This is a genomic window from Amycolatopsis sp. NPDC028719 (assembly GCF_055565395.1).
Genome location: NZ_JBVHUL010000006.1, coordinates 535,202 through 558,509 on the forward strand (window position 1 = coordinate 535,202; position 23,308 = coordinate 558,509).

General features: G+C 71.8%; 19 protein-coding genes. 13 read left to right on the forward strand and 6 right to left on the reverse strand.

Going from position 1 to position 23,308, the window contains the following annotated elements; genetic code table 11:
• The first annotated feature begins 302 nt into the window (after positions 1 to 302).
• Complete coding sequence (locus ACZ4TR_RS30475; protein ID WP_465290649.1) at positions 303 to 623, forward strand: hypothetical protein; 321 nt, start codon at positions 303 to 305, stop codon at positions 621 to 623.
• Between the two features lie 346 nt (positions 624 to 969).
• Positions 970 to 1,413 (forward strand): hypothetical protein, encoded by a 444-nt coding sequence (locus ACZ4TR_RS30480; protein ID WP_465290651.1) that lies wholly within the window; start codon positions 970 to 972, stop codon positions 1,411 to 1,413.
• A gap of 201 nt (positions 1,414 to 1,614) precedes the next feature.
• On the opposite strand, the gene ACZ4TR_RS30485 is transcribed toward ACZ4TR_RS30480, so the two are convergent.
• Positions 1,615 to 2,319 carry an SDR family oxidoreductase gene (locus ACZ4TR_RS30485; RefSeq protein ID WP_465290653.1) on the reverse strand — a complete coding sequence of 235 codons (705 nt, stop codon included), beginning with the start codon at positions 2,317 to 2,319 and terminating at the stop codon, positions 1,615 to 1,617.
• A gap of 70 nt (positions 2,320 to 2,389) precedes the next feature.
• Between ACZ4TR_RS30485 and ACZ4TR_RS30490 the strand changes: the two genes are divergently transcribed.
• The 3 genes from ACZ4TR_RS30490 (at position 2,390) to ACZ4TR_RS30500 (ending at position 4,032) form a co-directional block, all read left to right on the forward strand.
• Complete coding sequence (locus ACZ4TR_RS30490; RefSeq protein ID WP_465290655.1) at positions 2,390 to 3,253, forward strand: LysR family transcriptional regulator; 864 nt, start codon at positions 2,390 to 2,392, stop codon at positions 3,251 to 3,253.
• Between the two features lie 118 nt (positions 3,254 to 3,371).
• Entirely contained in the window at positions 3,372 to 3,548 is a 177-nt protein-coding gene (locus ACZ4TR_RS30495) for a hypothetical protein (protein ID WP_465290657.1), read from the forward strand.
• 346 nt (positions 3,549 to 3,894) lie between these two features.
• On the forward strand, positions 3,895 to 4,032 hold the full coding sequence (locus ACZ4TR_RS30500) for a hypothetical protein (protein WP_465290659.1): 138 nt from the start codon (positions 3,895 to 3,897) through the stop codon (positions 4,030 to 4,032).
• An 893-nt stretch (positions 4,033 to 4,925) separates the two neighbouring features.
• Here ACZ4TR_RS30500 and ACZ4TR_RS30505 read toward each other — a convergent pair.
• The 3 genes from ACZ4TR_RS30505 to ACZ4TR_RS30515 form a co-directional block, all read right to left on the reverse strand.
• Positions 4,926 to 6,263: a pyroglutamyl-peptidase I gene (locus ACZ4TR_RS30505; protein WP_465290661.1), complete on the reverse strand. Its 1,338-nt coding sequence runs from the start codon at positions 6,261 to 6,263 to the stop codon at positions 4,926 to 4,928.
• A gap of 95 nt (positions 6,264 to 6,358) precedes the next feature.
• Positions 6,359 to 6,535 carry a hypothetical protein gene (locus ACZ4TR_RS30510; protein ID WP_465290663.1) on the reverse strand — a complete coding sequence of 59 codons (177 nt, stop codon included), beginning with the start codon at positions 6,533 to 6,535 and terminating at the stop codon, positions 6,359 to 6,361.
• A 218-nt stretch (positions 6,536 to 6,753) separates the two neighbouring features.
• A complete protein-coding gene (locus ACZ4TR_RS30515) occupies positions 6,754 to 7,170 on the reverse strand; it encodes a hypothetical protein (RefSeq protein WP_465290665.1) in 417 nt (138 codons plus the stop codon).
• A 17-nt stretch (positions 7,171 to 7,187) separates the two neighbouring features.
• Here ACZ4TR_RS30515 and ACZ4TR_RS30520 point away from each other — a divergent pair, with 17 nt between their 5' ends.
• The 5 genes from ACZ4TR_RS30520 to ACZ4TR_RS30540 all read left to right on the forward strand — a co-directional run bounded on the left by ACZ4TR_RS30520 (position 7,188) and on the right by ACZ4TR_RS30540 (position 16,529).
• The gene (locus ACZ4TR_RS30520) at positions 7,188 to 8,999 is read left to right on the forward strand and encodes a serine/threonine-protein kinase (RefSeq protein WP_465290667.1); all 1,812 of its coding nucleotides are present in this window, start codon (positions 7,188 to 7,190) and stop codon (positions 8,997 to 8,999) included.
• A gap of 75 nt (positions 9,000 to 9,074) precedes the next feature.
• Positions 9,075 to 10,268, forward strand: a complete 1,194-nt coding sequence (locus tag ACZ4TR_RS30525) for a right-handed parallel beta-helix repeat-containing protein (protein ID WP_465290669.1) — start codon at positions 9,075 to 9,077, stop codon at positions 10,266 to 10,268.
• The gene (locus ACZ4TR_RS30530; protein WP_465290671.1) at positions 10,265 to 11,056 is read left to right on the forward strand and encodes an FHA domain-containing protein; all 792 of its coding nucleotides are present in this window, start codon (positions 10,265 to 10,267) and stop codon (positions 11,054 to 11,056) included. The genes ACZ4TR_RS30525 and ACZ4TR_RS30530 overlap by 4 nt, the downstream gene beginning before the upstream one ends.
• Positions 11,053 to 15,318 (forward strand): Hsp70 family protein, encoded by a 4,266-nt coding sequence (locus ACZ4TR_RS30535; protein WP_465290672.1) that lies wholly within the window; start codon positions 11,053 to 11,055, stop codon positions 15,316 to 15,318. Before ACZ4TR_RS30530 ends, ACZ4TR_RS30535 begins: the two co-directional genes overlap by 4 nt.
• A 416-nt stretch (positions 15,319 to 15,734) precedes the next feature.
• Positions 15,735 to 16,529 (forward strand): recombinase zinc ribbon domain-containing protein, encoded by a 795-nt coding sequence (locus ACZ4TR_RS30540; RefSeq protein WP_465290674.1) that lies wholly within the window; start codon positions 15,735 to 15,737, stop codon positions 16,527 to 16,529.
• Positions 16,530 to 16,850: 321 nt separating this feature from the next.
• Here the strand turns inward: ACZ4TR_RS30540 and ACZ4TR_RS30545 are convergent, their stop codons facing one another.
• Positions 16,851 to 17,348: an SAVMC3_10250 family protein gene (locus tag ACZ4TR_RS30545; RefSeq protein ID WP_465290676.1), complete on the reverse strand. Its 498-nt coding sequence runs from the start codon at positions 17,346 to 17,348 to the stop codon at positions 16,851 to 16,853.
• Positions 17,349 to 17,739: 391 nt separating this feature from the next.
• On the opposite strand from ACZ4TR_RS30545, the gene ACZ4TR_RS30550 reads away from it, so the two are divergent.
• The 3 genes from ACZ4TR_RS30550 to ACZ4TR_RS30560 all read left to right on the forward strand — a co-directional run bounded on the left by ACZ4TR_RS30550 (position 17,740) and on the right by ACZ4TR_RS30560 (position 20,069).
• On the forward strand, positions 17,740 to 18,318 hold the full coding sequence (locus ACZ4TR_RS30550; protein WP_465290678.1) for a VOC family protein: 579 nt from the start codon (positions 17,740 to 17,742) through the stop codon (positions 18,316 to 18,318).
• A gap of 222 nt (positions 18,319 to 18,540) precedes the next feature.
• Positions 18,541 to 19,041 carry a SigE family RNA polymerase sigma factor gene (locus ACZ4TR_RS30555; RefSeq protein WP_465290731.1) on the forward strand — a complete coding sequence of 167 codons (501 nt, stop codon included), beginning with the start codon at positions 18,541 to 18,543 and terminating at the stop codon, positions 19,039 to 19,041.
• Entirely contained in the window at positions 19,041 to 20,069 is a 1,029-nt protein-coding gene (locus tag ACZ4TR_RS30560; RefSeq protein WP_465290680.1) for a hypothetical protein, read from the forward strand. The genes ACZ4TR_RS30555 and ACZ4TR_RS30560 overlap by 1 nt, the downstream gene beginning before the upstream one ends.
• Positions 20,070 to 20,146: 77 nt before the next feature.
• Here the strand turns inward: ACZ4TR_RS30560 and ACZ4TR_RS30565 are convergent, their stop codons facing one another.
• Positions 20,147 to 23,242, reverse strand: coding sequence for a DUF4132 domain-containing protein (locus ACZ4TR_RS30565; RefSeq protein WP_465290682.1), 3,096 nt, complete (start codon positions 23,240 to 23,242; stop codon positions 20,147 to 20,149).
• Positions 23,243 to 23,308: the final 66 nt, after the last annotated feature.

Consider the following 23,308-nt stretch of genomic DNA (forward strand, 5'->3'; position numbering starts at 1 on the left):
GCCTTGGTTCACGATGTCGAGTGATTGGTGACGCGGACACGGTGATGCACAGTGAACAGTGGCAAGCCTGTCCGCTGACGCCGGCCTGCAGCCGAAACGCCGACGCGGCAATTCCCGAAAGGGTGATGGACGGCCCGGCGGACTCGAACCCGGACGTGGCCGACTATTCCGCGTCCGGTGGCTTGTCGAGCGTCCGCCGGAAGCGTGGTGCACACCACAAGGTGAAACGTCCCCCGGTGCGTTCCACCGAGGACGGCGATGGGTACCCGGGCGCTCGTCGGCCGATGAGTGGAGGATGTGGCATGGCGAACCGGGCCTTCAGTTGTGCGCGGGTGGCGCTGCCGGCGCGGCTGGAACTGGATGACGACGACGCGATGGCGGCGTTCGTGAAGTCGATGCCGTCCATGGCGACCGCCTCGGACGCCGATGTCGCCCGGCTGGTACGCACCATCCGCAACCTCGACGCGCAGCGCACCACCCCAGATGTCGCCGTGGCAGAGGGGCACCGGCGTCGCAGTCCACGCGTATTCCCCGCGAATGCCGCCATGCCGGCGTCCGACACACCAGGACGCCGTCGGCGCCGACTCCGATGGGGAAGTGGATGGACGTCACCGGGCGCCTAGCCGAATGCGACAGCAGCACCTCGGCGACACAGCCTCTCAGACCGTTTCCGTGGCTGGTGGTCGACGACGGTGAGCTGGTCGAACCGGCTCGCAGAAACCTGAACGACCTCGTGCGCTCGTTCACCCGCTGGAGCGCCGACATCCGGTTCTTGCCGAGGTTGATGCGCGACGCTTGCTCCGAGTTGCTCCGGACGGGAAACCATGGGAAGTCCGGCGTTCGTCGACCGGAAACCGGCTCGGCGGTTCCAGGCCTACGACACCGAAGCCGACGGCCGGATCAGTCCGGCCGAGTACGAGGTGGCCTCCGCGGCGGCGCCCGGCCGGTGCCGCGCCCGGAGCGGCTCCCTTGGGAAAGCCGGCGACCGCGGCTTCCGCCGCGTCCGCGGACTTCTGCCAGCCGCCGTCGCCGCTGCCTGCCGAGCCGCCTGGCGCAGTCATCCGCACCCAGCCGATGCCGGCCCTGGCGACCGCGTTGACCACGACGGCCACCACGGTCATGTACCACTCCCGCGACGCACGCAACGCCGACATCGCGGTCACCGGCACGGTGCTCACACCTCGGCTGCCTCGGCTCGGCGCCGGTTCCCGGCCGTGGGTCGACCTCGCGGTCGGCACCCAGGGGCTCGGGCCGCAGTGCGCGGCGTCCAAGCAGTTCGCCACCTCCACCGAGCAGGAACTGGAACCGGTCGCGCTGCTGCTGGCCCGGGGCTGGTCGTGCAGTTCGTCGCTCGATTCGACGTCGAAGCCCGAAAGAGCTGGCGTACTCACCGGCGCTGCGCCATCAGCATGAGCCCGGCGTGCCTCGTGCGCGAACCGCAGATCGATTTCGAACCGGGGTGATCCGGACAAGGCACCGGTCGTGGCGCTCTGCGGGTCTGGCTGGCATACCACTGCCCGACCCGGGATTGCTGGATGCTGGGCCGGCCTTCCGGGGTATCCCTGCGCGGGCAGCTTCCGGCTGAACCGAGCCGCGGCCGCGAGGTTGCCGTCCTCACCACGGCAAGGTCTTGTTCCGGTGGTCGACGAAGTGCAAACCGCCCTCGCCGACGCGCGCGGTGATCGTGTCGACGACACCGGGAACGCTCTCCTCGATCGCCAGGGACGCGCCGGGGCCGCCCAGCCCGGTCCGGACCCAGCCCGGGGAGATCAGCAGCAGCGTGCGCGGGTCGTCGGCGTGCCGGGCGGCGAAACTCCGCATCAGCTGGTTCAACGCCGATTTGCTCGCCCGGTAGACCTCGTAGCCGCCGTTGGCGTTGAGCGTGACGCTTCCCTGGCGCGACGACATGACCCCGATCGTCCCGGCCGGCGTGACGACGTCCTGGAAGGTCTCCACCACCCGCACGGGGCTCAGCGCGTTGGTCACCATCAAGCGGGCGAAGGTTTCGGTCGGCACGGCGGTGACCGGGACATCGCCGTTGCTGATCCCGGCGTTGACGAACAGCAGGTCGAACACCGTGCCGCCGACCCGCTCACGCAACGCGGCCACCTGCTCGGGCACGGTGATGTCCACGTCCTCTTCGACGGTCAGCCGGCCGCCGGCCGAGTCCGCCAGGTCGTGCAGCTCCGTCCGCGCCGTGCCGCGCACCGTCGCCGTCACCCGCCAGCCGCGGTGCACGTACTCCCCGGCCATCGCCAGGCCGAGCCCGCGCGACGCCCCGATGAGGAGGGCATGGTGTCCGGACGCTGTTGTGGTCATGTGCCGATGACAGCACCGGCGGCACGCCGACGTCCAAGACCGGTCCGGAGCCGGTCGATAACCTGGAGGCATGGATCGACTGGAGACCCGGGAGCTCGAGTACTTCGTCGCCGTCGCCGAAGAACTGCACTTCGGCCGCGCTGCGGCGCGGCTCCTGATCGCGCAGCCCGCGCTGTCGAAGGCGATCCGGCAGCTCGAACAACGGCTCGGTGTCCGGTTGCTGGAACGCAGCAGCCGGCACGTCTCGCTGACCGCGGCCGGCGAGGTCCTGCTCGACGAGGGACGGCGCGCGCTGGAAGCGGTGCAGGCCGCCGCCCGCCACACCCGGCAGGCGGGAGCGCCCGCCGCCCGCCTCAGGCTGGTGGTGAAGCCCGGCGGCGACGGCGGCCTCCTACCCGGCATCCTCGCGGCCTACGAACACCAGCCGGACGCACCGCCCGTGGAGATCATCTTCGGCGATGCCGCCGGCCGCGCGGCCCTGCTGCGTGACGGACGCGCGGACGTGGCGCTGCTGCACACCCCGCACGAAGATCTCCGTGGCCTCGACGCCGAACCGCTGATGGTCGAGCCCCGCGTGGCGGTGCTGCCCGCCGAGCACGTCCTGGCGCGGCGCACGAGCCTGCACTGGGCCGATCTGCGGGGCGAGACGCTGCCCCGCTGGCCCGGCCGGGCGGGCGAGGGAGCGACCGGCCCGGAAGTCGCCGACCTGGCCCAGATGAAGCACCTGATCGTCCTCGGGCGCACGATCGCCGTCCTGGCCCGGTCCGCGGTGGGAGAGGTGGGCCCGGAGCTGGTCTGCGTCCCGGTCCGCGACGCCGTTCCCAGCACCCTGGTCGTCGCGTGGCCGCCGAACCACTCCTCCCGCCACGTCGCCGCCTTCGTCCGCGCGGCGACGACGGTGGCCGCCCGCCGTCCTCTGACCGCGCAGTCGTAGCACGACTTGCCCCACCGCTGGCTGCGTTGCCGGCGGACTCGCGATCAGCATGAGCTCGGCCTGCGTCGGCGGAGTCTCATGCGCGAACCTGACTGCCACCGGCTCCGGACCGGAAGGCGTGGTCCTCTGTGTCTCGCCGTCCGGCTGCATCCAGCTGGAGTGGAACAGCGACGGCAACCCCGTACACCGACTTCGTCGGCACCGCGACCGTGCGGGGCAGGCCGCGGCGAACTCGACCGGCAAACGGCTGGACGGCGGCGGCGACTTCTACGCCGGCGCGTTGGAGGACGTGTGAGCGCGGCCGAGAACCGGTCGTCCGGTCAGGCCCGGTTCAGTTGCCACTGCTGGTTGGCCCCGCCGTTGGCGGCCCACTGCACGACCTGCGCCCCGTCGCTCGTCGCCGCACCGATCCCGGAAACCAGTCGATCCGCGACGGTGACACCAGTCGATCCGCGACGGTGACTCGGAAGCCGCCGCCCAAGCCGCCGCGGTCCACCTGGACAACACCGGTGCCCTGCGGTAGCCGCTTTGCGAGAGCGGCGAAATCCCGGGGACTCCCGCGCGGGTCGTTCCGGATCGCTCGCTGCTCGTCAGTTGCGGTGGGCGTCGGTGATCAATTCGGCCGGTACCGGGAGGTCGAGGTGCTCGAGGAGGGCGGCCAGCTCGGCGTCGAGTTCTCGCCCGACCTGGGCGATGCGCTGGTCGTGAAAGCTGTCGAATCGGGTGCCGGGCTGATCGATCGTGAACCAGGTACGGTCGTCGCGGTCCCCAGTACCTGATGCAGCTGTGCGGGGCGTTTTCCTCGGTGGCCTGCCGGACGACGTCCCAGCTGGCCCGTTCCTTCTTGAACTGCTCGTATCGGTCTACCTCGAGCGCCGGTACCGCGCGTTCGTAGCTGTCTCGGAATTCCGAAAGGTTGCCGTGACGGGGATGGCCAAGCGGACCACCTCGTGCGGGAAAGTCCGGATGGAAGGGGAATCACTGGCGGGCATGGCGTTGCCGTCCTTCGATGGTCATGGCTGCTGCTGCACGAACAGCTCGTGGTACTGGAAGATCCCGCCGTGGCCCGCGTCCGGGTAGATGCTCAACGTGGCGTTGGGCCCGGTCCGCATCCGCCGGGCTTCGCGACCGGCACGGTCACCACGAGCCTCGGTCGCAGGTGGACAGTGCGCTGGGGACAGGAGCCCAGGGACGAAGGCGGAACCCGTCAAATGACAGTGACCGCGGCGGTCCGGATTCAGTACCGTCCAGCGGAATGTCGGCGCGACCTCTGCGTCGGGAGCGAGGGTTCATGCCGAACGAGCCGATCGTTCTGCTGCACGGCTTCTACCACGGAGCATGGGCTTGGACGGAGGCGATCGCCTCCCTGTCAGGGTGGGCCGCAGTGTGGTCGCGGCCGACATGGCGGCGCACGGCCCGCACGCGACGGCTCCGGCGGCCGCGGTCGGGTAGGAAGGCGTCGGGGCGTTGTTCGGCATGCCGACGTCCGATGACGGCTTCGGTGATCGCCTCCAGCGCATCTTCCCGGTGAGCAAGGACCTGCCGCGCGCGGTTAGCCAGTACCTGAGTGATCATGGCCGCGGCATCCCCGAGTACTTGACCTGGCCGCCGTCGCGAGAATCCGGGCGCGCCTCGGCAAAGCGTCCTTGGAGCTGATCTGCCTGATGTGGACTCAGCCGGGGAGGACCGTGCCCGGCAGGGAGTTCAGCGCCGCTCGCGGCGATTCCGTTGTTCGCAGGGGAACCGGCGAGGTCGAACCGGCGGCCGCGGCGGAAGTCAGGGCCAGAACCTCGGACGCGATCGCTTGGCGGCGGGCTTCGAACGCCGGGTCGGTGAGCCCTGCCGGCTGGCCCAGCACCGGCGTGTGCAGGTGACCGCCCGCCACCGACGTCCAGCCCAACCCGAGCCGGACGCGGTTGGCTCGGTACATCGATTCGTTGGACAGGTAGTTCCCGCCGCCGCCCGAAGCCGCGATCTCGCCCGGCGCCGGGGCGTCCGTCCGGCACGCCGGCGTCCCCGTACCCGGGTGCGCGGAGTCCGGCCACACGCAGAACGCCTGGTTGAAGTTGACCGGATAAGCACCGGTCACCTCGAGCATCCGCGAGTACGGCAGCGTCGTCTCGATGAACTGGACGTCCGGCTGCGGCCAGCCCGCGGCCGGCGGGACCCCGCCCGTCACCGACGCGCTGTTGTTGTCCGGAAAGCCTCCCCGCCAGGCGCCGGCCCAGCGTTCGACGTCGAAACGGCCCGGACGGCCCTGGCTGATCGTCAGCACGACGTCCGGCCGCCGCGCGCGGTCGCGCAACGCCGTGCCGTACGCCGATTCCACGATGCCCTGGTCGAAGTAGCCCCACACGACCGGGAAACTCACCGCCTGCACCACGGCGGGGCCCGCCGGCGTGTCGAGGACGCGCCCGTCCAGCTGCAGCGCCGACGCCCCCGCCGGGTTCGAGATGGTGATCCCCGGGCCGTCGAGCTGGAACGGGTCGAAGCCGCTCACCATGACCCGCCGCGTCTTCCCGAGCGGGAACCGGACGTCGTCGAGGCCGCGGGAGCCGCGGTCGAACGCCGTCAGCAGCGTCGCCCGCTGCGACGAGGACGCGGGTGCCCACTGCCGGATCGCGCTGCTGAGCTGCAGCCGCGCCCAGTAGAGCGGCCGGTCGTCGAACCGGTCGAGCGTGCCGAGGTCCGGGCGGCGGCCCTGCGCGCGGTCGACGGCCGTCCGCCACAACCGCTCGCCGGCCCGCGTGACGACGCGCTCGGCCCGGCGCGGGGTGCGCGCCGCGCAGAGGTCGTGCTTCACCTCGGCGACGAGCGGGTCGAAGCCCGCCAGCCGCACGAGTTCGGGCCCGACGGCGGGGCCGCCCGCGGGCAGGGAAGCGGTCAGGCGCTGTTCCTCGACGGTCAGCGGCGCGGCCGGGTCGAAGCAACCGGACGCGCCGGCTGCGGGGGCGGGGAGCGCGAAGAGCGGAACGGCGGCGAGCAGGGGGAGCAGGGCGGTGAGGCGCACGGGTTTCCCTCCACGGCGTGGGTGACGCGGCCGAGTCTCCCGTCGATCGCACCACCCGCGGAACCCGCGGAAGTCGGGATCGGCCATACCGGTCTTCAGAGGGCTGCGCCCGCGGACGCCTCGGCCGGGAGCCGCAGCCACCAGTTCGCGCGGGCACGGACGACGGGGGCGTGTGCCCGCAGGAGCCGCAGCCCGTCGCGGTCGCCGTTCATCCCCACCGCGTAGAGCGCGGCTCGCCGGGTGCTCCCGCCGGTCGGCCGAGTGGTGAGCACGTGGTGCCAGAGCCGCAGGTCCGTCGACCCCGGATGCGCGGCCGCGCGTGGTCAGGTAGTGCTGCCGAAGGTGCCGATCCCTCCGGCCAGCAGGTCGAATACCTCGTCCATCACCTGTTTCTGATCCGCCGCCACGTCCGACCGGCTCCGCGTGGACCACCGACCACGGCTACTCATCGCGTCGATGACGGCGGAGGCCTCAGCGGTCGGCCCCCGGCTCATCGGGGGGAATTCACGATGCCTGCGAGGTAGATGTCGGCTTGGCGGCGGGCAGCGAGCTTCCAGTCGGGGACGTGCGGTAGGCCCTGCGCCAGCAACGCGCCGAAGATGACGACGTCCGCCCTGGTGACCTCGGTTCGGATCGTGCCGTCGTGCTGCCCTCGCTCCAGGATCGAGCCCAGTGTCCGATGGGCCTCTTCACGAACTGCGACCGTGGCCTGATCGGTGGGCGCCGGCCCGCCGTGCATCGGGAGTACGAGGTCCGAACCGTGCTCGATGGTCTGCTCCAGGAAGAAGCGGATCCGGTCGATCGCTGGCTCTTCCTGCTCTCGTTCTGGAGTGGGCGGGGCCAGCCGGGGGAGAACCGGTTCGGCCCACCGCCGCGGTGACGCGGCGTCAGCAGGGCGATACGGCATTTCGTAGACTGCTCGCCGTGACCAAGGGGCGAGTCGTGGCCGGCCGCTATCGGCTGGAGGAGGAGCTCGGCCGAGGTGGCATGGGCGTCGTCTGGCGGGCGGTCGATCTCGAGCTCGGCAGGCAGGTGACGCTCAAGCGAGCGCTGGGCGAGGATGCCGGGCAGATCCGGCGTGAGGCGCGGATCGGGGCCGGGCTGCTGCACTCGAACGTCATCACCGTGTTCGACACGGTCGCCGACGGGGACGCCCAGTGGCTGGTCACGGAGTACCTGGCCGCCCGAAGCCTCGAGGAGCTCGTCGACGACGGGGGCCCGCTACCCGAGGACCGGGTCCGGCGGATCGGCGCGCAGCTCGCCGCGGCGCTCGCGGGCATGCACTCCCGCGGCATCATTCACCGCGACGTCAAGCCGGGCAACGTCCTGGTGACCGCGGACGACGTCGCCAAGCTGACCGACCTGGGCATCGCCCGCTGGACGGAGGTCACCCGCACCGGCGGCGCCCAGCTCACCGGCACGCTCGGGTACGTCGCGCCGGAGGTGGCCGACGGCGCCGAAGCCGGCCCCGCCTCGGACGTCTTCTCCCTGGGGGCCACCCTCTACGCCGCGATCGAAGGCCGGTCGCCGTGGGGCTCGGGCGAGGACGGCCCGTTCGCGCAGATGCGCCGCGCCGCCGCCGGGCGGCCGGTGCCCCCGGAGCGCGCGGGACGGTTCGCACCGGTGCTCGCCGCGCTGATGGCCCGGCACCCGGCCGACCGGCCCGGCGCCGCCGAGGCGGTCACGCTGCTCACGGCGGACGCGCCCGTGCCCCGGCGCCCGCGCCGCAGCCTGCGCCGCCGGCTGGTGGCCGGGGCCGCGGTCGCGGCGGTGGCCGCGCTGGTGGCCGGGTTCGTCCTCGGCCGGCCGCTGTGGGCGACCACCACCGGTGGCGCACCGGCCGGGGCGACCACCCCGAGCTCACCGGCCGGGCCGAACACCCTCGGCGCCGACCCGGCCGGGACGGACCCGTGCGCGGCGATCTCGACCAACTCGCTCACGTCGTTCGGGGAGCCGTTCGTGGACCCCGAGGTGCTGAACTTCGGCAGCTGCGTGGTCACGACCACGCTGACCGGCAAGACCGGGCAGGTGCAGACCCGGCTCGATCTGACCGGCCCGCTGCGGTACCCGCCCCGGCCTCCGGTGCCCGGCAAGATCGGTGAAATCGAGCGTCCCGACCCCCACGACGGCTCGTGCGAGCGCGCCATCTCGCTGGCCGATGCCAACCGGATCGTCGTCACCTCACACCCGCTGGACGACCGCGCGAAGGACGCGCCGCTGTGCTCCTTCTCGGAGTCGGTGCTCTCCGGCGTGCTGACCACGCTCGCCAACGGGCCCCTGCCGCGGCGCGCCCAGCTCCCGGAGTGGTCACTGGCGCACGTCGACGCCTGCGGCCTGCTCGACGACGCCACGACGTCGGGCGTGCTGGGCCAGGCCAAGAAACCGGACCGCGGGTTCGGCGGCTGGGGGTGCACCTGGGAGCACGATCCGCGCACGATCACCGTCGAGTACAGCCGGGAATGGCCGATCGAGGCGGACGAGGACGTCCCAGGCGACCGGATCCGCGTGGGGAACCGCAACGCCGTCGTCGCGCCGGTGCCGGGCGGGCAGCCGGAGTGCGCCGTCATGGTCGTGCACCACGTCTACACCCCGGCGCTGCCGGTGCTGAACGGCACCCCTCCGGACCGGGAGGAAGTCGCCAAGGTCTCCGTCGAGGACACCACCGCGGCCGGTGGGGACGCACTGTGCGCGACCGCGCGCTCGCTGGCGGAGGTCCTCGTCCGGCGGCTGCCGTGAACCGGGGACCGGTCCCCGGCGCCCCCGGCTAGAAAGAGCGGGTGCCGGAAACGGCCGGAGGAGACGGGACGAGAAGTGTCGATACGGGTACTGGCCGGCGTGGCGCTCCTGGTGGCGGCCGCCACCGGTCCGACGGCCGAGGGGGCCGCCGGACCGGGACCGCGCACCCGGCGTGTCGGGCCGCACGGGACGTACCCCAGCGTCCAGGCCGCGGCCGACGCGGCCCGGCCGGGGGACACCGTCGCGATCGAGGCGGGCAGCTACCCAGGCGGGCTGACCGTCCACCGCGGCGGCGCCCCCGGCCACCCCATCCGGTTCACCGGCATCGGCGGCACCGCGGTGCTGACCGGCGCCGGCGGCCTGGCCGTGGGCAGGCACAGCTGGCTCGAGTTCACCGACGTGACCGTGACCGGCTCGACCGGCTTCGGGGTTTACGCCGAAGGCGCACACGACCTCGTGTTCGACCGCTTCGGCGTCGACGGCTCCCGCGACGGCGGGCTCGTGCTGGTCGGCACCCGGCGGGTGCGCGTCGTGGATTGCGACATCCGCGGCACCAACTCCCGCGGCACCTCGGCCGACCACGAAGCGCTGAGCGTCGCCTCCGGCTCGTCGGACGTCGAGGTGTCCGGCTGCCGCGTGCACGACAACGGCGAGGAAGGCATCGACGTCAAGTACGACGACGCCGCGCGGGTGAAGATCCACCACAACGTCGTCACCGGCAACCGCGGGCCGGACATCTACGTCGATTCTTCATCCACAGTGGACGTCTACGCCAACGTCGTCGGCGGTACCCGCGAGGGCACCAAGGCCGGGATCGGGCTCGCCGTCGAGGACTATTCGGAAAGCTGGCTTCTCTCGAACATCCGGGTCGTCGACAACCTGTCCACCGGAAACGCGCAGGCCGGCCTGAGCCTGTGGGTCGAGTCGACCGGCACGATGCGGGACCTGAAGATCGTCAACAACACCTTCGCCGGCAATGCCCGCGGCTCCCTGCTGATCGGCGCCGACCGGTTCGCCGGCATGAATCTCCTGCGCAACAACGTGTTCGGGGACGGCCCGGTCGACACCGGGCCGTTCGCCGCCGACTACAACCTCGCCGGAAACCCCGGATTCGCCGATCCGGCCCGCGGTGACTACCGCCTCGCCGAGGACTCGGCCGCGGTCGATGCCGGCAGCCCCGAGCACGCCCCGGGGTTCGATCTCGACGGCGTCGCCCGGCCCGCCGGCGCGGGCTTCGACATCGGCGCCTACGAACGGAGGTGGCCGTGACCACCGGACGTCTTGACCCGCACCGCCGGCGCAGCCTGCGCCACGGCGTCGCCGACACCGTGCCGGGCACGTTGAGCGCGCTGACCGTCACCGGTGGCGTCGCGGTGCCGCCGTCGCCCGGGAACCGGGTGACCTTCGGGCGCAACCGGCTGGAGGTCGACGTCTGCGTCGGCGAGGAAGACGTGCGGATCAGCCGGGTCCACGGGCTGCTCCTGCGCGAGCGGGACCGCTGGTGGCTCAGCAACACCGGCCGCTCGCCGATCCGGCTGTCCGACAGCGTCCTGCTGCACCGCGACAGCGAACCGCTGCCGCTGGCCGACGGCTACACCGCGCTGTTCCTGCGCGGCACCCGCGAGCACGTGCTGGAGCTGCTCGTGTCCGACGGCGAGGCCGGTGTCGCCACGCGCCGCCCGACCCACCCGACGGCGCCGCCGAAACGCTGGCGGCTGTCCCCGGAGGAGCACCTCGTGCTGGCGGTCCTCGGGCAGCGTTACCTCGGCTACGACCCCCACCCGCTGCCGCTGTCCCGGCAGCAGGCGGCCGCCGAGCTCGCCGAACGACGGCCGCACGAGAACTGGACGGCCAAGCGCGTCGAGCACCTCGTTTCCCGGGTCCGGCAACGGCTCTCCGACGCCGGGGTGCACGGGTTGCGGCGGGAGGAGGTGGGGGAGCCGGTGGGGCTGACCCTGACCGTGAACCTGCTTCGCGAGCTGGTGCTGTCGACGACGCTGGTGCCGATGGACCTGGAATGGCTCGAGCTCCCCGAGCCACCGCTGTTCCCGGGATGAGCGCGGTCGTGCTCCGCGATCTGCTCGGTGGCGGCCCGGCGAGCCGGCTGGCGCGCGCCACGGCACGGCTCGCGGCGGGTTTTCCCGAACCACCCGGCGGCGGCCCGCCGTCCGACCGCGCGGTCCGCGCCTACGCCACCGCCTTGCGACTGGCGTTGCGCCTCGACAGCGCACAGGCCGACGAGCTTTTCCGGCGCTACGACCATCGGATCCCGCCGGAGCGCTACCCGCTGAAAGCGGTCGACGAGTCCTGGCCGGCCGGCTCGGACCGCGACGCGGTGGCGGTCGTCTTCGAGGTGGCGACGCGGCTGGGCCTGGCCGGGCCGCAACTCCGCGCGCGGGACCGGCTGGCCGAACTGCTCACGGACGCCGCGTCGATCGTGCGCACCTTCGACCGGTGGCGTGCGCTGGGTGTGCTCGACCGTGCTGTCGTGACCCGGGTCCTGCGCGGCCACACGGCCGGGGACTTCGCCGAGGACGAGCAGCTGTGGCGCTTGTTCTTCGCGCATCTGCCACCCGAACTGGTTCCGGAGCAGTTCGAGGTCCGGCGGTTCCTCGGGCACGGCGCGGCCGCCGTCCGGCTGGCCGGTACGCCCGAACAGGAACGGCAGGCACTCGACGTCTGCCTGGCCAGTGCGGAGATCGACGACGTGACCGCCGGGCTTGCCCTGGCGCGTGAACGAGGTGACGTCGTCACGGCCCTGTGTGGGCGGCTGGCCGACCTGCTGTCCGGCGCCGGCCGGTACGCGGAAGCGCTCGGCCTGTTCGCCGAGGCACTGGTGACGTGCCCGCCCGGGCAGGACGAACGGATCGACGGGCTCGTGGACCGTCTCGTGGCGGGAGTCCACCGGCTGATCGAGGGAGAGGACTTCGCCGAGGCCGCCCGGCAACTGCAGCAGGTCCTCGACCACGGCGAACCCGCCGGGCACCGGGCGGCGCTGGCCGACCTGCGTGCCACGCTCCTCGGCGTGATGCGCAGGCACTTCGGCGAGCGCCTGCGCCACGGCGGCGACCGGCGGGACGTCCTCCGGGCGTGGAGCCGGGTCGAGGAGGCGGCGGGGGAGCACGCCCTGGCGGCCGCCAGGGCCGAGGACGGCGGCGACTTCTTCCGCGCCCACCAGCTGTTCCGGCGCGCCGGCCGGTTCGGCGAGGCCGTCCGGGTGCTGCGGGACGACGACACGCCGGACGCACTCGCCGCCCGCGCCGAGACGTGCGAGGCCGGGGGTGACGCGGCCGGCGCGGCCGGGCTGTACGACCGCGCCGGGCAGCTGGAGCGGGCCGTCCCGCTGTACCTGGCGGCCGGCTGGTTCGCCGCCGCGGCGGACTGTCTCGTGCGCCGGCTCGGCGACGCCGCGGCCGACGACATCCGGCTGGCCGAATGCCTGCGCAAGACCGGTGACCACGACGAACTCGTGCGGCGCTGCCTCGCTGCGATCGAGGCGCGCGGCACTGCGTCCCCGGCCGCGGACGTGCTGCGCGGGCTCGTCGACGACGGCCTGGTGCCGCCGGACCTGACCACGCGCGTCACCGAGGCGCTTGACGCGCTGGGCGCGCGCGAACGCGTCCGGTTCGAGGAGCGCGCGCAGGCGTGGGTCGCCCAGGCTCGTGCGGACGTCGACGCACGGTACAGCGGCATCTGGGGATTCGACCTCGGCACCACGACCTGCGCCGCGGCCGTCTACGACACCGAGACGCGGCAACCGGTGTTCTGCCCGTGGAAGGGCGAGGTGCACTTCGCCTCGACGGTGAGCCTCGACCGGGACGGCACCGAGCTGGTCGGCCTGCACGGCGAGGAAACGCTCGCGCCGTGGCTGGTCGGCCACATCGACGCCGCCAAGCGGAAGATGGGCCGCGGCACGGTCTTCAAGGTCCGTGACCGCACTTTCCGCCCGGAGGAGGTCGCCGCCCGCCTCGTCCGGCACGCCCGGAGCCTGGTCGAGACCTTCCTGTCGGGCCGGGTGCGGGAGCGCGTCGCGGATCTGGCCGCCGGCGAACTCGGCGCGGTACGGCCGGAGTGGCTGTCATGGGCCGAGCAGCACCACGACATGCGGCTGGAGCGGTCGCGGGTGGTCGTGACGATCCCGGCCTACTTCACCAACAACCAGAAAGCCGCCACGCGCGCGGCCTGCCGCATCGCCGGGGTCGACCTCGTCCGGCTGATCCACGAGCCGACGGCCGCGTGCGTCACCGCCGCGCGCGAACGGCGGCTCGGCGGCGCGATCGCCGTCGTCGACCTCGGCGCGGGAACGCTGGACCTGAGCCTGCTGGACGTCGGCGAGAACGTCTACGACGTGCGGGAGGTGGGCGGGGACAGCAGCTTCGGCGGGAAGGACTTCGACGCCGCGATCACCACGGCGTTGGCGGACCGCCTGGAACAGCGCGGCGTCGCGGTGCCGGCCGGCGGTTCGCCGCGGCGGCGCCTGGCGATCGCCGCGGAGCGCCTGAAGGTCGAGCTGTCCGCGCGGGAACACGCCGAGTGCGAACTGCGCGGCCTCGGCGACGGCGACGTCCGCCTGGAGCTGACCCGCGCCGAACTGGCCGGCATCCTGACCGGGCAGCTGGCGCACCTGCACGAGGTCTGCGCCGGGTTCAGCTCGTCGGTCACCACCCGCCCGGAGCACTTGGTGCTGGTCGGCCGCCCGATGTTTTCCCCGCTGGTGCGGGAAACGGTGGAACGGGCGTTCGGCTTGCGCCGGACCGTGGTGTCCGATCCGCGGACCGCGGTGGCCGGTGGCGCCGCGCTCCTCGGCGCGATGCGCGACGGGTCCCTGGACGACATCCTGCTGCTCGACGTGACGCCGTTGTCGCTGGGGATCCGGGTGCACGACGAGCACGACCGCGAGAGCCTGTCCGAGCTCGTGCCGCGCAACACGACCATCCCGGTGACGCGCTCGGACGTGTTCACCACCCGCGACGACAACCAGTCCGTGGTCCGCATCGAGATCTTCAACGGTGGCCTCGACCAGGAGTCGAAGATCGGCCAGTTCCAGCTGTCCGGGATCCCGCCCGCCGAGAAGGGCGTGCCCCAGATCGACGTCACTTTCGAGATCGACGCCAGCTGCGTGCTTTCGGTGAGGGCGCGGGACCGGGCCACGGGCCGGGCCGGCTCGATCGAGATCGCCGACACCACCTTGCTTTCGCCGCGGGAGATCGCCGAACTGGCCCGCAGCTACGAGCGGCAACGGGAAATCGAGCAGCGGCAGGAAGAGCTCGCCGATCTCCGCTACCGGCTGCGGGAACTGACCGCGTCCACAATGGACGACGACAGCGACGCGGCGTGGCAGGAGTTCCGGCACCGGCGGGACAGTCACGTGCCCGGGGCCGGCGGTGACGACGCCGGTGTCCTGGTGGAGATGTTCAACGAAGGTGACCAGACCGAGCTCGATCTGCGTCTGGCGCGGCAGTCGGTGCGCGAGGCCGCCGTCGCGGCGCTGAGCCACCTCGACCGTCCCGGTGGCGCGCTCGACACCGATTTCGCCGAAACCACGCGGTTGACCGGTGAACTGACACTGCGGATGACCGCGCTGCGCGACCTGGCGACCAGGATCGCCCGCTGGAATGCCGTCCTGGTGCGGCTGGCGTTGACCGACCCCGATCCGCTGCACCGGTTCCGGGCGCTGTACGCGGCCGGGGACTACCGGCAGGCGCTCGCCGCGCTCGACGAGCCGCCGCCGGACGCCGACGACCGACGGCGGTACGCCCGTTGCCTGGCCGAGACCGGCGATCTCGACGGCTACCGGAAATTGCGCCGGGCCGAGCCGCCCGTGGACGTGCGGTCCGCGCTGGTCCAGGTCCGGGTGGGAGAGGAGTCCCGTGCCGGGTTCCTCGTCTCCGAGCGGCTCGTGGTCACCCACCGGGCAGGGCTCACCGCGGACGCCGTCGTCGTCACCGGGTCCGGCACGAGGAACGTGAGCCGGATCCACCTGCCCGGCCCGAAAGTTCACGAGGCGGCGGTGCTCCGCTTGGCCGACCCGGTCGAGCCGCCCGCACTGTCCTTGGGCTACCCCTCGCTCGTGCGGGTCGGGGACCCGGTGCGGACGGCCGGGGACAGCACCGGCCTGGTCGACCGGTTCGAACCGGCGGCCGGTGCCCGCCTGTTCCACATCGGACTTCGGGTGCCCGCCGACCTGGGCGGGCCGGTGCTGGACGAGTCCGGTGAGGTCGTGGGTGTCGTGGTGGCCACCGAGCCCGGCGGGGCGCTCGTGCTCGGCATCGACGCTCTCGACGGCCTGCTGGCGGACGCGGGCCTGGACCGGCCGTGAGTGCTTCCCGCCTACCTCCGAAGTTCGCATGGGCGTGGTGTTCCGTCCGGAGTTGCCGCCGGAGGAGCTGCGGGAGACCGTGGTCGCGGCCGACGAGGCCGGCATCGACGATCTGTGGTTGCGGGAGGACTGCTTCTTTGAAGGCGGCCTGACTTCGGCTGCGGCCGCGCTGGCGTGGAGCGAGCGACTCAGCCGCGGGCCGGCCGGCGCCGGAGGTCATCGCTTTCGCGGAGATCGAACAGAACTTCCCGGCTCTGGGCGACCAGGCCCGCGCCCTGATCACCGACTTGGTCGCGGGCGGCGCAACCACCGTCATCCTGCAAGGCACTTCCTACAACCCTGACCTGGCCCGCTCATCGCCGCTTTGTCCCGTTGACCCGGGACCCGTCCCCGAGCTCTCGCGGTAGCGTCCGGACGTGGACAACGATTCGGGCGGCGATCAGATCGACTCCCGGTTGCATGCGTTCTTCCGCGGTGAACCGGGCACGGCGGGCCATCTCCACCTCGGTGCGGACTTCGTCCACTGTGGATCTTGTGGCACGGCCCTGACCGCGCACCGCTACTACGCGAGCGCACACACGAAGTCGCGGTCCGTCTACCGCTGCCGAGGGGAAGACGGCGGATGTGGGCGGACGAGCATCGACGTGACGGAGGTCGATCCGCTGCTGCGGGACTTCACCGTCGAACGGCTCGCCGATCCCCGGTTCACCCCGCAACGGGTGGCCATGCGGCTCGCGCGGGTGGAGAAGGAGATCGCCGCGCTCCGGTCTTCGATTTCCTACTGCACCGAACGGAAAACCCGCAAGGGGCTTCTGCGGTATTCGCGCCGGCGCTATCGCTGTGGCCGGTCCGAGGCCAGGAACAGCCTCGACGACTACGTCGCATCACTCGGGAGGAAGGTCTCGGACTTCGCCGCCGAACGGGAGGTGCTGGTGACGGGTGCGGCACCGCCGGACCTGCAAGCCGGCGCGGTTTCGACGCTGGCGGCCCAGTGGGACGGCTCCGGCACCCATGAACGGCGCGGCATGCTCGCCGCCGCATTGGGCGGTGACCGGCTCGTGCTGGAACAGGATCCGGACCGCGGACCGCGCGCTGTGGGAGTGCGGATCGAGGTATCGGCAGCCACCGGGAGCGAAGAACGGGCCGCTGACGACGTCACCGACGCCGTTGCGAGAGAAGACCGCGCCGACGAACACGGCACAACGCGGTGATCCGATCGCCGGTCCGGCGCCGTCCGTCGGATCCCTGGGCGTTCCCGTCCCAGCGGGTCCGGCAGGCCTACGACAGCCCGGCTCAACCGTCACGACCGGCCACCGAGCTGGTGATCACCCCGACGCAGCGGCGGCGCTCGGGCGAGGCAGGCGGCCTTTCGGCCAGGCGATGCGCAGGTTCGCGATCACCCTGGCAGCCGTGATGATCGGTGCTGTGGTGATAGTGATCGGGGAATTCGCCGGTGACAACGACGGCGAATCGCCGCCTTCCCCGAAAAGGGTGGGACTTGGCCGTCCGGCAGAGAGCGCTGACGTGTCGGGTCACGGCCGTCCTGCAAGTTCTACGTACAGGGGGCTGGCCACAAGAATGCGATGGACCGCTTTCGGATCAGCGGACGGCGTTGATACATTCGCGGTCACCCGGGCATACCCCGCCATCCATGCGGCGAAGTCGTCGGGAATTTCCCCCTCCAGCCTGTCGAGCAACTTCGCGACTTGCCAGCCGTCGACTTCGCGACCAGGTCGTCCCTCAAGCATCTGCACGAGATCAACGAAGTCATAAGCGGTCGACAGGCCCAGCGACAGCTGACCTCTGCTGGGTGGTCCGGCAGCTGCGTCCCTTTCAAGGTGCTCTGCGGCGCCGTGTAGCAGAAGACGAGTTGAGCTGTTGCGCTCGTCGGGAACAGCCCAGAAGAGCAAAGCCGATACTGAATCGACGCCTCGTCGGCGTACCTTGATGTCCATGATTCGGTAGTTCACGCGGGCCTCGAAATGCACCCAGTCGCCGACTGGTGTCCTCGGATAGTGCCAGCTTGCCACCTATGCCCAGCGGTCCCTTGACTTCCGCCTCCCGGAATCGGCGGAGGAACCCGAGTTTCGACTTATCGGGCTGAAATGAACGGAGTTTGCGTTCCGATAAGTAGATCAACTCGCGCATGACGTCATTCTCCCACGAAGCCGCGGTCGGCAGCGTCCGGTGTCGGCTGGCGGGCAGGAGGCGGTCGGGGTGATCAACGCGTCGTCTGCGATGTGGTGATCGTGGCGCGGGGCCGCCCGGCGTCTGCGGTGATCCCGGCCGGTGATCATCGTCGCGGCGAGCGGGCTGGACTACGTGTGCGCCCTGGTCGCTCTCGCCGGTCCCTGGATGCAACCGTTCGCACGAGCAAATAGCTCGGTGTCGTTTCGGCGGGTCCGGGCTTAGCTTCGGGCAATGGCGAACGAACTGACCATTCCGCTCCTGCCCTGTCCTTCCATCGACGAGATCGCGGCGTTCTACGAGATGCTCGGCTTCGAGGTCACCTATCGGCAGACGCGGCCGAACCCGCACGTCGCGGTGCGACGGGAAGACATCAACCTGCACTTCTTCGGCATGGACGGCTACGACCCGGCGCAGTCGTACAGCACGTGCCTGGTCATCGTGGCGGACACCGGCGAGCTGTTCGAGGCCTTCGCGGCCGGGATGCGTTCCGTGCACGGAAAACTGCTCGTCTCCGGCATCCCGCGCATGACCCGGCCGCGGCTGCGCAACGATCGGTACACCGGGTTCACCGTCGTCGATCCGGGTGGCAACTGGATCCGGATCCACAAGGCCGCCAAGGAACCCGAGGCGCGGACCAAGCTCGCCAAAGCCCTGGAGAACGCCGCCAGGCAGGCGGACGCGCGCGGCGACGAACGCCAGGGGTTGAAGATCCTGGAAGGCGCGTTGAAGCGGGCAACCGGCGACGAACCGGAGTTTCAGGCGGTGCAGGAGTACCGCGACGAGCTCATCGAACGGATCAAGGGGTCCTGAGCCGCGCTCAGCGAGCTGGATGAACCACTGCGCAGCGCGGTGGGCCAGGTCCTGGAGCGACGGCGGCGTGCTCACCCGGCCGACCCTGAAGCATTGCCTGACCGTTCCACCTCGAACGGCCCGCCGGAGCACCCCTCCGGCGGGCCCTCCGGCGTGCGCAGATTCGCAAGAAGGTTGTGCGTGGAGGTACACGGATCGTGCATCGGAGCAGTCTTCATGGTGATGGCTGACCACGAGGACTTCGTCCGGGCGCACCTGCCGCGGCTGCTGCGCTACGCGACGATGCTGACCGGGGAGCGGGAACAGGCCGCTGACCTGGTGCAGGACGTGCTGGTCAAGGCGTACCGACGGTGGTCACGGATCAGCGACGCCGAGCACCCCGACCGTTATGTCCTGCGGATGGTGACCAACGGCTACCTGTCCTGGCGGCGCAGCCGGTCGGCAGGGCTGATCGCCGTGGGCGACCCGCCGGAGGAGGCGCGGCCGGATGACTTCGCGTCGGACCACGCGGCACGCGAGGACATGTGGCAGCGCCTGGCGCGGTTGCCCCGGCGCCAGCGCGCGGTCGTGGTGCTCCGGTACTACGAGCAGCTCGCCGACGCCGACATCGCCGACCTGCTCGGCTGCGCCCGGGCCACCGTGCGGGCCCACGCCCGCAAAGCCCTGACGACCCTGCGACACGGCCTGAGCATCGACCGGATGGCCCAGGCGAAGGAGAGCTGATGGACATCGAGAACCTGATCAAGGACACCTTCACCGACCACGAGCACGACGCCCCCGACAGCGCCCAGGTGCTGGCGGCCACGCGTCAGCGCCTCGACCGCAGGCGCGCCGCGCCGAGCCGTCCGCTCGCGGCCGGCGCCGGGGTGGTCCTGCTCGTCCTGGCCGCGGTCGCCGTCGTCGCGCTGAACCGGCCCGCGCACGACAGCCAGGTGGCCACGGGCACCAGCCAGACCGGCGGTCCGGCCGCCGTCAAGGCGCCGGCCGAGGCGGCCGTCGCGGAGCTGACCATGCCCTACTCGCTCGGCTGGCTGCCGCCGGGCAAGGCCGACTACCTCGCGCGCCGGATCAACATCGGTGGCAGCGCGGCGAACCCCGACAAGCCGGTGTACGGCGGCGAGTACATGCTGACCGTCACGGCCGGGCGTCAGGTCCTGCTCGTGGACGTGCAGGAAACGCGGATGATGCCGGTCGGGCAGGCCGCCTTCAAGTCCGGTCCGGGCCGGCCCGTCACCATCGGCCGGCGGGCCGGCGTGGAGAGCTCGCACTCCGGCGGCCCGGGCGGTTACGAGATGTACCTGACCCACCCCGGTGGCGGCTCGCTCTACGTCAACGTGGCCGCGCAGCCGGGCAGTACGGCGTCGGAGCAGCATTTGATCGACGCGGGCCGCCGCGTCGCGGAGAATGTCGCCTTCCCGGGCACTGCCGCCGTCACCCCGGCGTTCGGCCTCGGCAAGCTGCCGGACGGCCTGCGGATGTGCGCGTTCGACGTCGAGAAGGGCAGCACGAGCTACTCGGTGGGCACGTGCAGCACCCTGCCGCCGGTCCAGGTGCGCGTCGGCGAGTCCGGCCGGGTGCACGGCACTGCGGGGGAACCGGTCCAGGGACACGCGACCCGCTACGTGGACGAGAACGGTTACCGCACGCTCTGGATCCTCAAGGCCGTTCACGACGCGCCGATCGCCGTCGCGGGCCCCAGCGCGCGGGCGGAGCTGTACGCCATCGCCGACCACCTCGTCCTGCCCCACTGAGGTCCCGCGGGTCCTCGTCGGACCCGACCGAGGAGGACCCGCGGTGGGCGGGCCGCTGGACCGGCGCAGGCGAGGTACTAGTCGAGAGAACGCAGGGACCGGATCAGCTCCGAGCGGGTGACGAGTGGCAGGTCACTGAAGACGCCCAGCTCGCCCGCGGCGGACTCGAAGGTGATCTCGGTGATCGTCTGCCCGGGCTCCGCTTTCGGGTCCGCGACCGCCGACGTTCCCGGGTCGATGGTCAGTGCCACCCGACCTTCCGGGCCGAACGGCCGGAACAGCTGATGCCGCAGGGCTTTGTGGCCGCTCGGTGCCCACTGCCAGCCCCGCCGGACAAGACCGGACAGCTTCGCGGCCGCGACCGTCCGCTGCCAGTAGGCAGACGGGTCCTCGCCGGCGAACACCTCGCGCCCGGCCTGGACGAACGGCTGCTCACCGCGCTGAGCGAGCCAGTCGGCCCACGGCGTGAAGTCGTCGACCGCCGGGTGGGCGAGCCGGACCCACGTGCCGTCGCCGGTCAGCCCGCCATCCGGGGCGACCAGGTCGCCGAGGGCGTCGACGGCCGCGGTCCGGTCGTCGAGTGCCCACACCAACCCGCGGGCGAGCCGGCCCAGCAGCGGATGCGCTGAGATCCGGGACCGGAAGTCGCCGCCGGACCATCGGCGCTGCACGACCATCGCTTCCTCCAGGCGCGCGACCTGGTCGGCGATCATCGGCTTTGCTTTACGGCGCAGGCTGTTCCACGCCGATGCCGCCGCCTTCTCCTCGTCGTTCGCCGCCTTGGGCAACGCGCTGAGCCTGGCTCCGGAAGGATCCCGCAGCACGAGTTCGCGTGTGCCGCCGAGGTCGACGGCGTACGACACGGTCCGGTACTCGACCTGACCACCGTCCAGCCCGAGATCCGGCGCCAGCAGGTCGTCGAGCTGTTCGGGCAGCAGCCCGTGGTCCGTGGCGACGCGGTCGAGCGCGGCAGCGGCGTGGCGGCGCAAGGGCCCGGACTTGGCATTGCGCGCCAATGCCGACAGGTGGCCGAGAGCCTGCTCGGTGTTCATCGCGGCCAGCACGTCAGCGCCGCGCTTCGCCCGTGGCGCCGCGCCTTCCGACGGCCACGCCCGGATGCGCGGTGCCAGCCGGCCGGCGACGGTGTCGTCACCGAAGTAGCCGAGGGCGTTCATGGCCCACGCGTCCTTCGACGGCCTGTCTTCGGCCTCCCAGAGCCGGTACAGCGACCAGACGAAAGCCGAGAGGCTCGCCGGGTCACAGTGTCCGGCGATCACTCGCAGGCCCTCGTAGGGCGCCTCGAGCTGGGACATCGCGATCATGCGCAGGAGTGCGGCGGTCGGCTCGGCCGGCAGCGCGTACTCGCCACCGGCCAGCAGGACCTGCGGTAGATGACGAGGGTCCGCCCACTTCGGTACGGCCGGGATCTTCGCGGGCACGAAGTCGAGCGGGTCGCGGCTGAGCAACGTCTCCACGGCCTCGACGCAGCCGAGGTCTTTCGCTGCGGCCCGTACGTCGTCCGCGTCGAGGCGGCTGAGGGCCAGCGCGGCGGTCGTCGCCTGCGCGCGCGCCGCGCCGAGCGCGGCCGGGACGAGCAGTGCGGCGGCGCCGGCGCCGTGGCGGGTGAACCATTCCTGCGCGACCGGGCGGAACTGGCGTGACCGGGTCAGCCAGCCCGCCATCAGCTCGGCGACCTCAACGGCGAGGTAAGGCATCAGCAGTGGGGCACCGACAACCGGCTTCTTGCGAGCCAGCCGCAAGAACGGGTCCAGCGCGGCAAGTTCGTACTTGGCGACCACCACTTGCGGCTTCTCGAGGTAGAACGAGGCCGATTCGGCCTGCCACCGAGCGAGCAGCGGACGGACGATACCGCCCGGCGCCCTGATGTAGAACTCCGGCGGAGCAACGCCTTTCTCGGCGAGCGGGAGATGCACGCGCATTTCCTCGGACCGGAACGCTCGCCAGTCGTACGCCCAGCGTTCCTGTTCACCGTCCTGCCAGACGACTCGAGGCTCGACCGCGACCGGGGCAACCGTGACCCGGGCCGGCGGTTCACGATCCCACGGCGGCGACGCGAGCAGCTTCGGGACGGCCTCGGGCGGCGCCTCCGGACGGCGGGTGAACTGCCCGGCCTCAGGGACTTCCGGGTGCCTGCGCACTTGACGTAGCAGCAACACGTCGATGAAGTCACCGTCCCGATGCGCGCCGAGCAGCCGCGCCGCGCGTCCAGGGAACCTGTCGGCCGCGGCACGCACCCCACCCGGCACCGCCGGAAGGTCCATGCGGTGCAGCAGTCCGCCGAACGCCGCGTCCGTCGGGATACGCGTCAGCACCTCGAGGACGTCGCGCCGGACGTCCGGCGCCCAGCGTGACCGGTCCAGCTGACGGAGCAGCAGTGGCACGACGTCCTCGCCGGCCGCGTCGAAGGCCGTGACGAACTGTTCCAGCGAGCTCATGTGCCATCGGGACAACTGCTCGGCCGTCGCCATGCTGTAGAAGAGCAGTTCCGGTGATCCCCAGTAGCCACCGGGGAGATCGTCGAGATCCGCGGCCGCCCACTCCGGCCGGGTGGGGACGAGGTAGGACGTGACGATGCGCTGGCGCAGCAGTCCGCCGCGGAGCGCGGCCAACCGGGCGACCGCGTCGTCGTACACGTCCTGCTGCGCGACGGCCAGCATCGACCGCAGCTGCCTGGCGGCGCCTGTCCACACGGGGTACCCGGCGTCCGTTGCGTCGCTGTGGCGCAGCAGCGGCATGACATCGCTCGCGCTGACACGATCGGCGGTGTAGTAAGCGCAGCTCGCCACGAACGCGGCAGTGGCATGGGCAAGCCCGCGGACGGCGACGAGATCGTCGATCGGCGCCATGGAGGCGCTGTGTGCGATGGCGCCGCGGCTCGGGTTCGGTGCGAGCGCCAGCCGAACGCCGTCGGCCTCGACGCTGGGCTCCGCGGAGAGCGCCAACGCGCGAAGCGCGGGATCGGTCTCCGCGTGGTGAAGAACTCCCTCCCGCTTGCCGTCCAGGTCCACGCCACGGGCGACATGCCGTGCGGTGAGCTCCGCGAGGCTTTCGTGCTTGACGTCGAGTGGTTCGAGCGCGGCCATCCCGCCACGGCGGGGATGCACGGCATAACGCCACGTGGCGGGGATGTCGATCCGGTGCTCACCAGGCATGACGCCATCATCCACGAGCGGTCCGGATCCCGGCGCGGGACCTACGACAACGCGCCGCGGACAGCT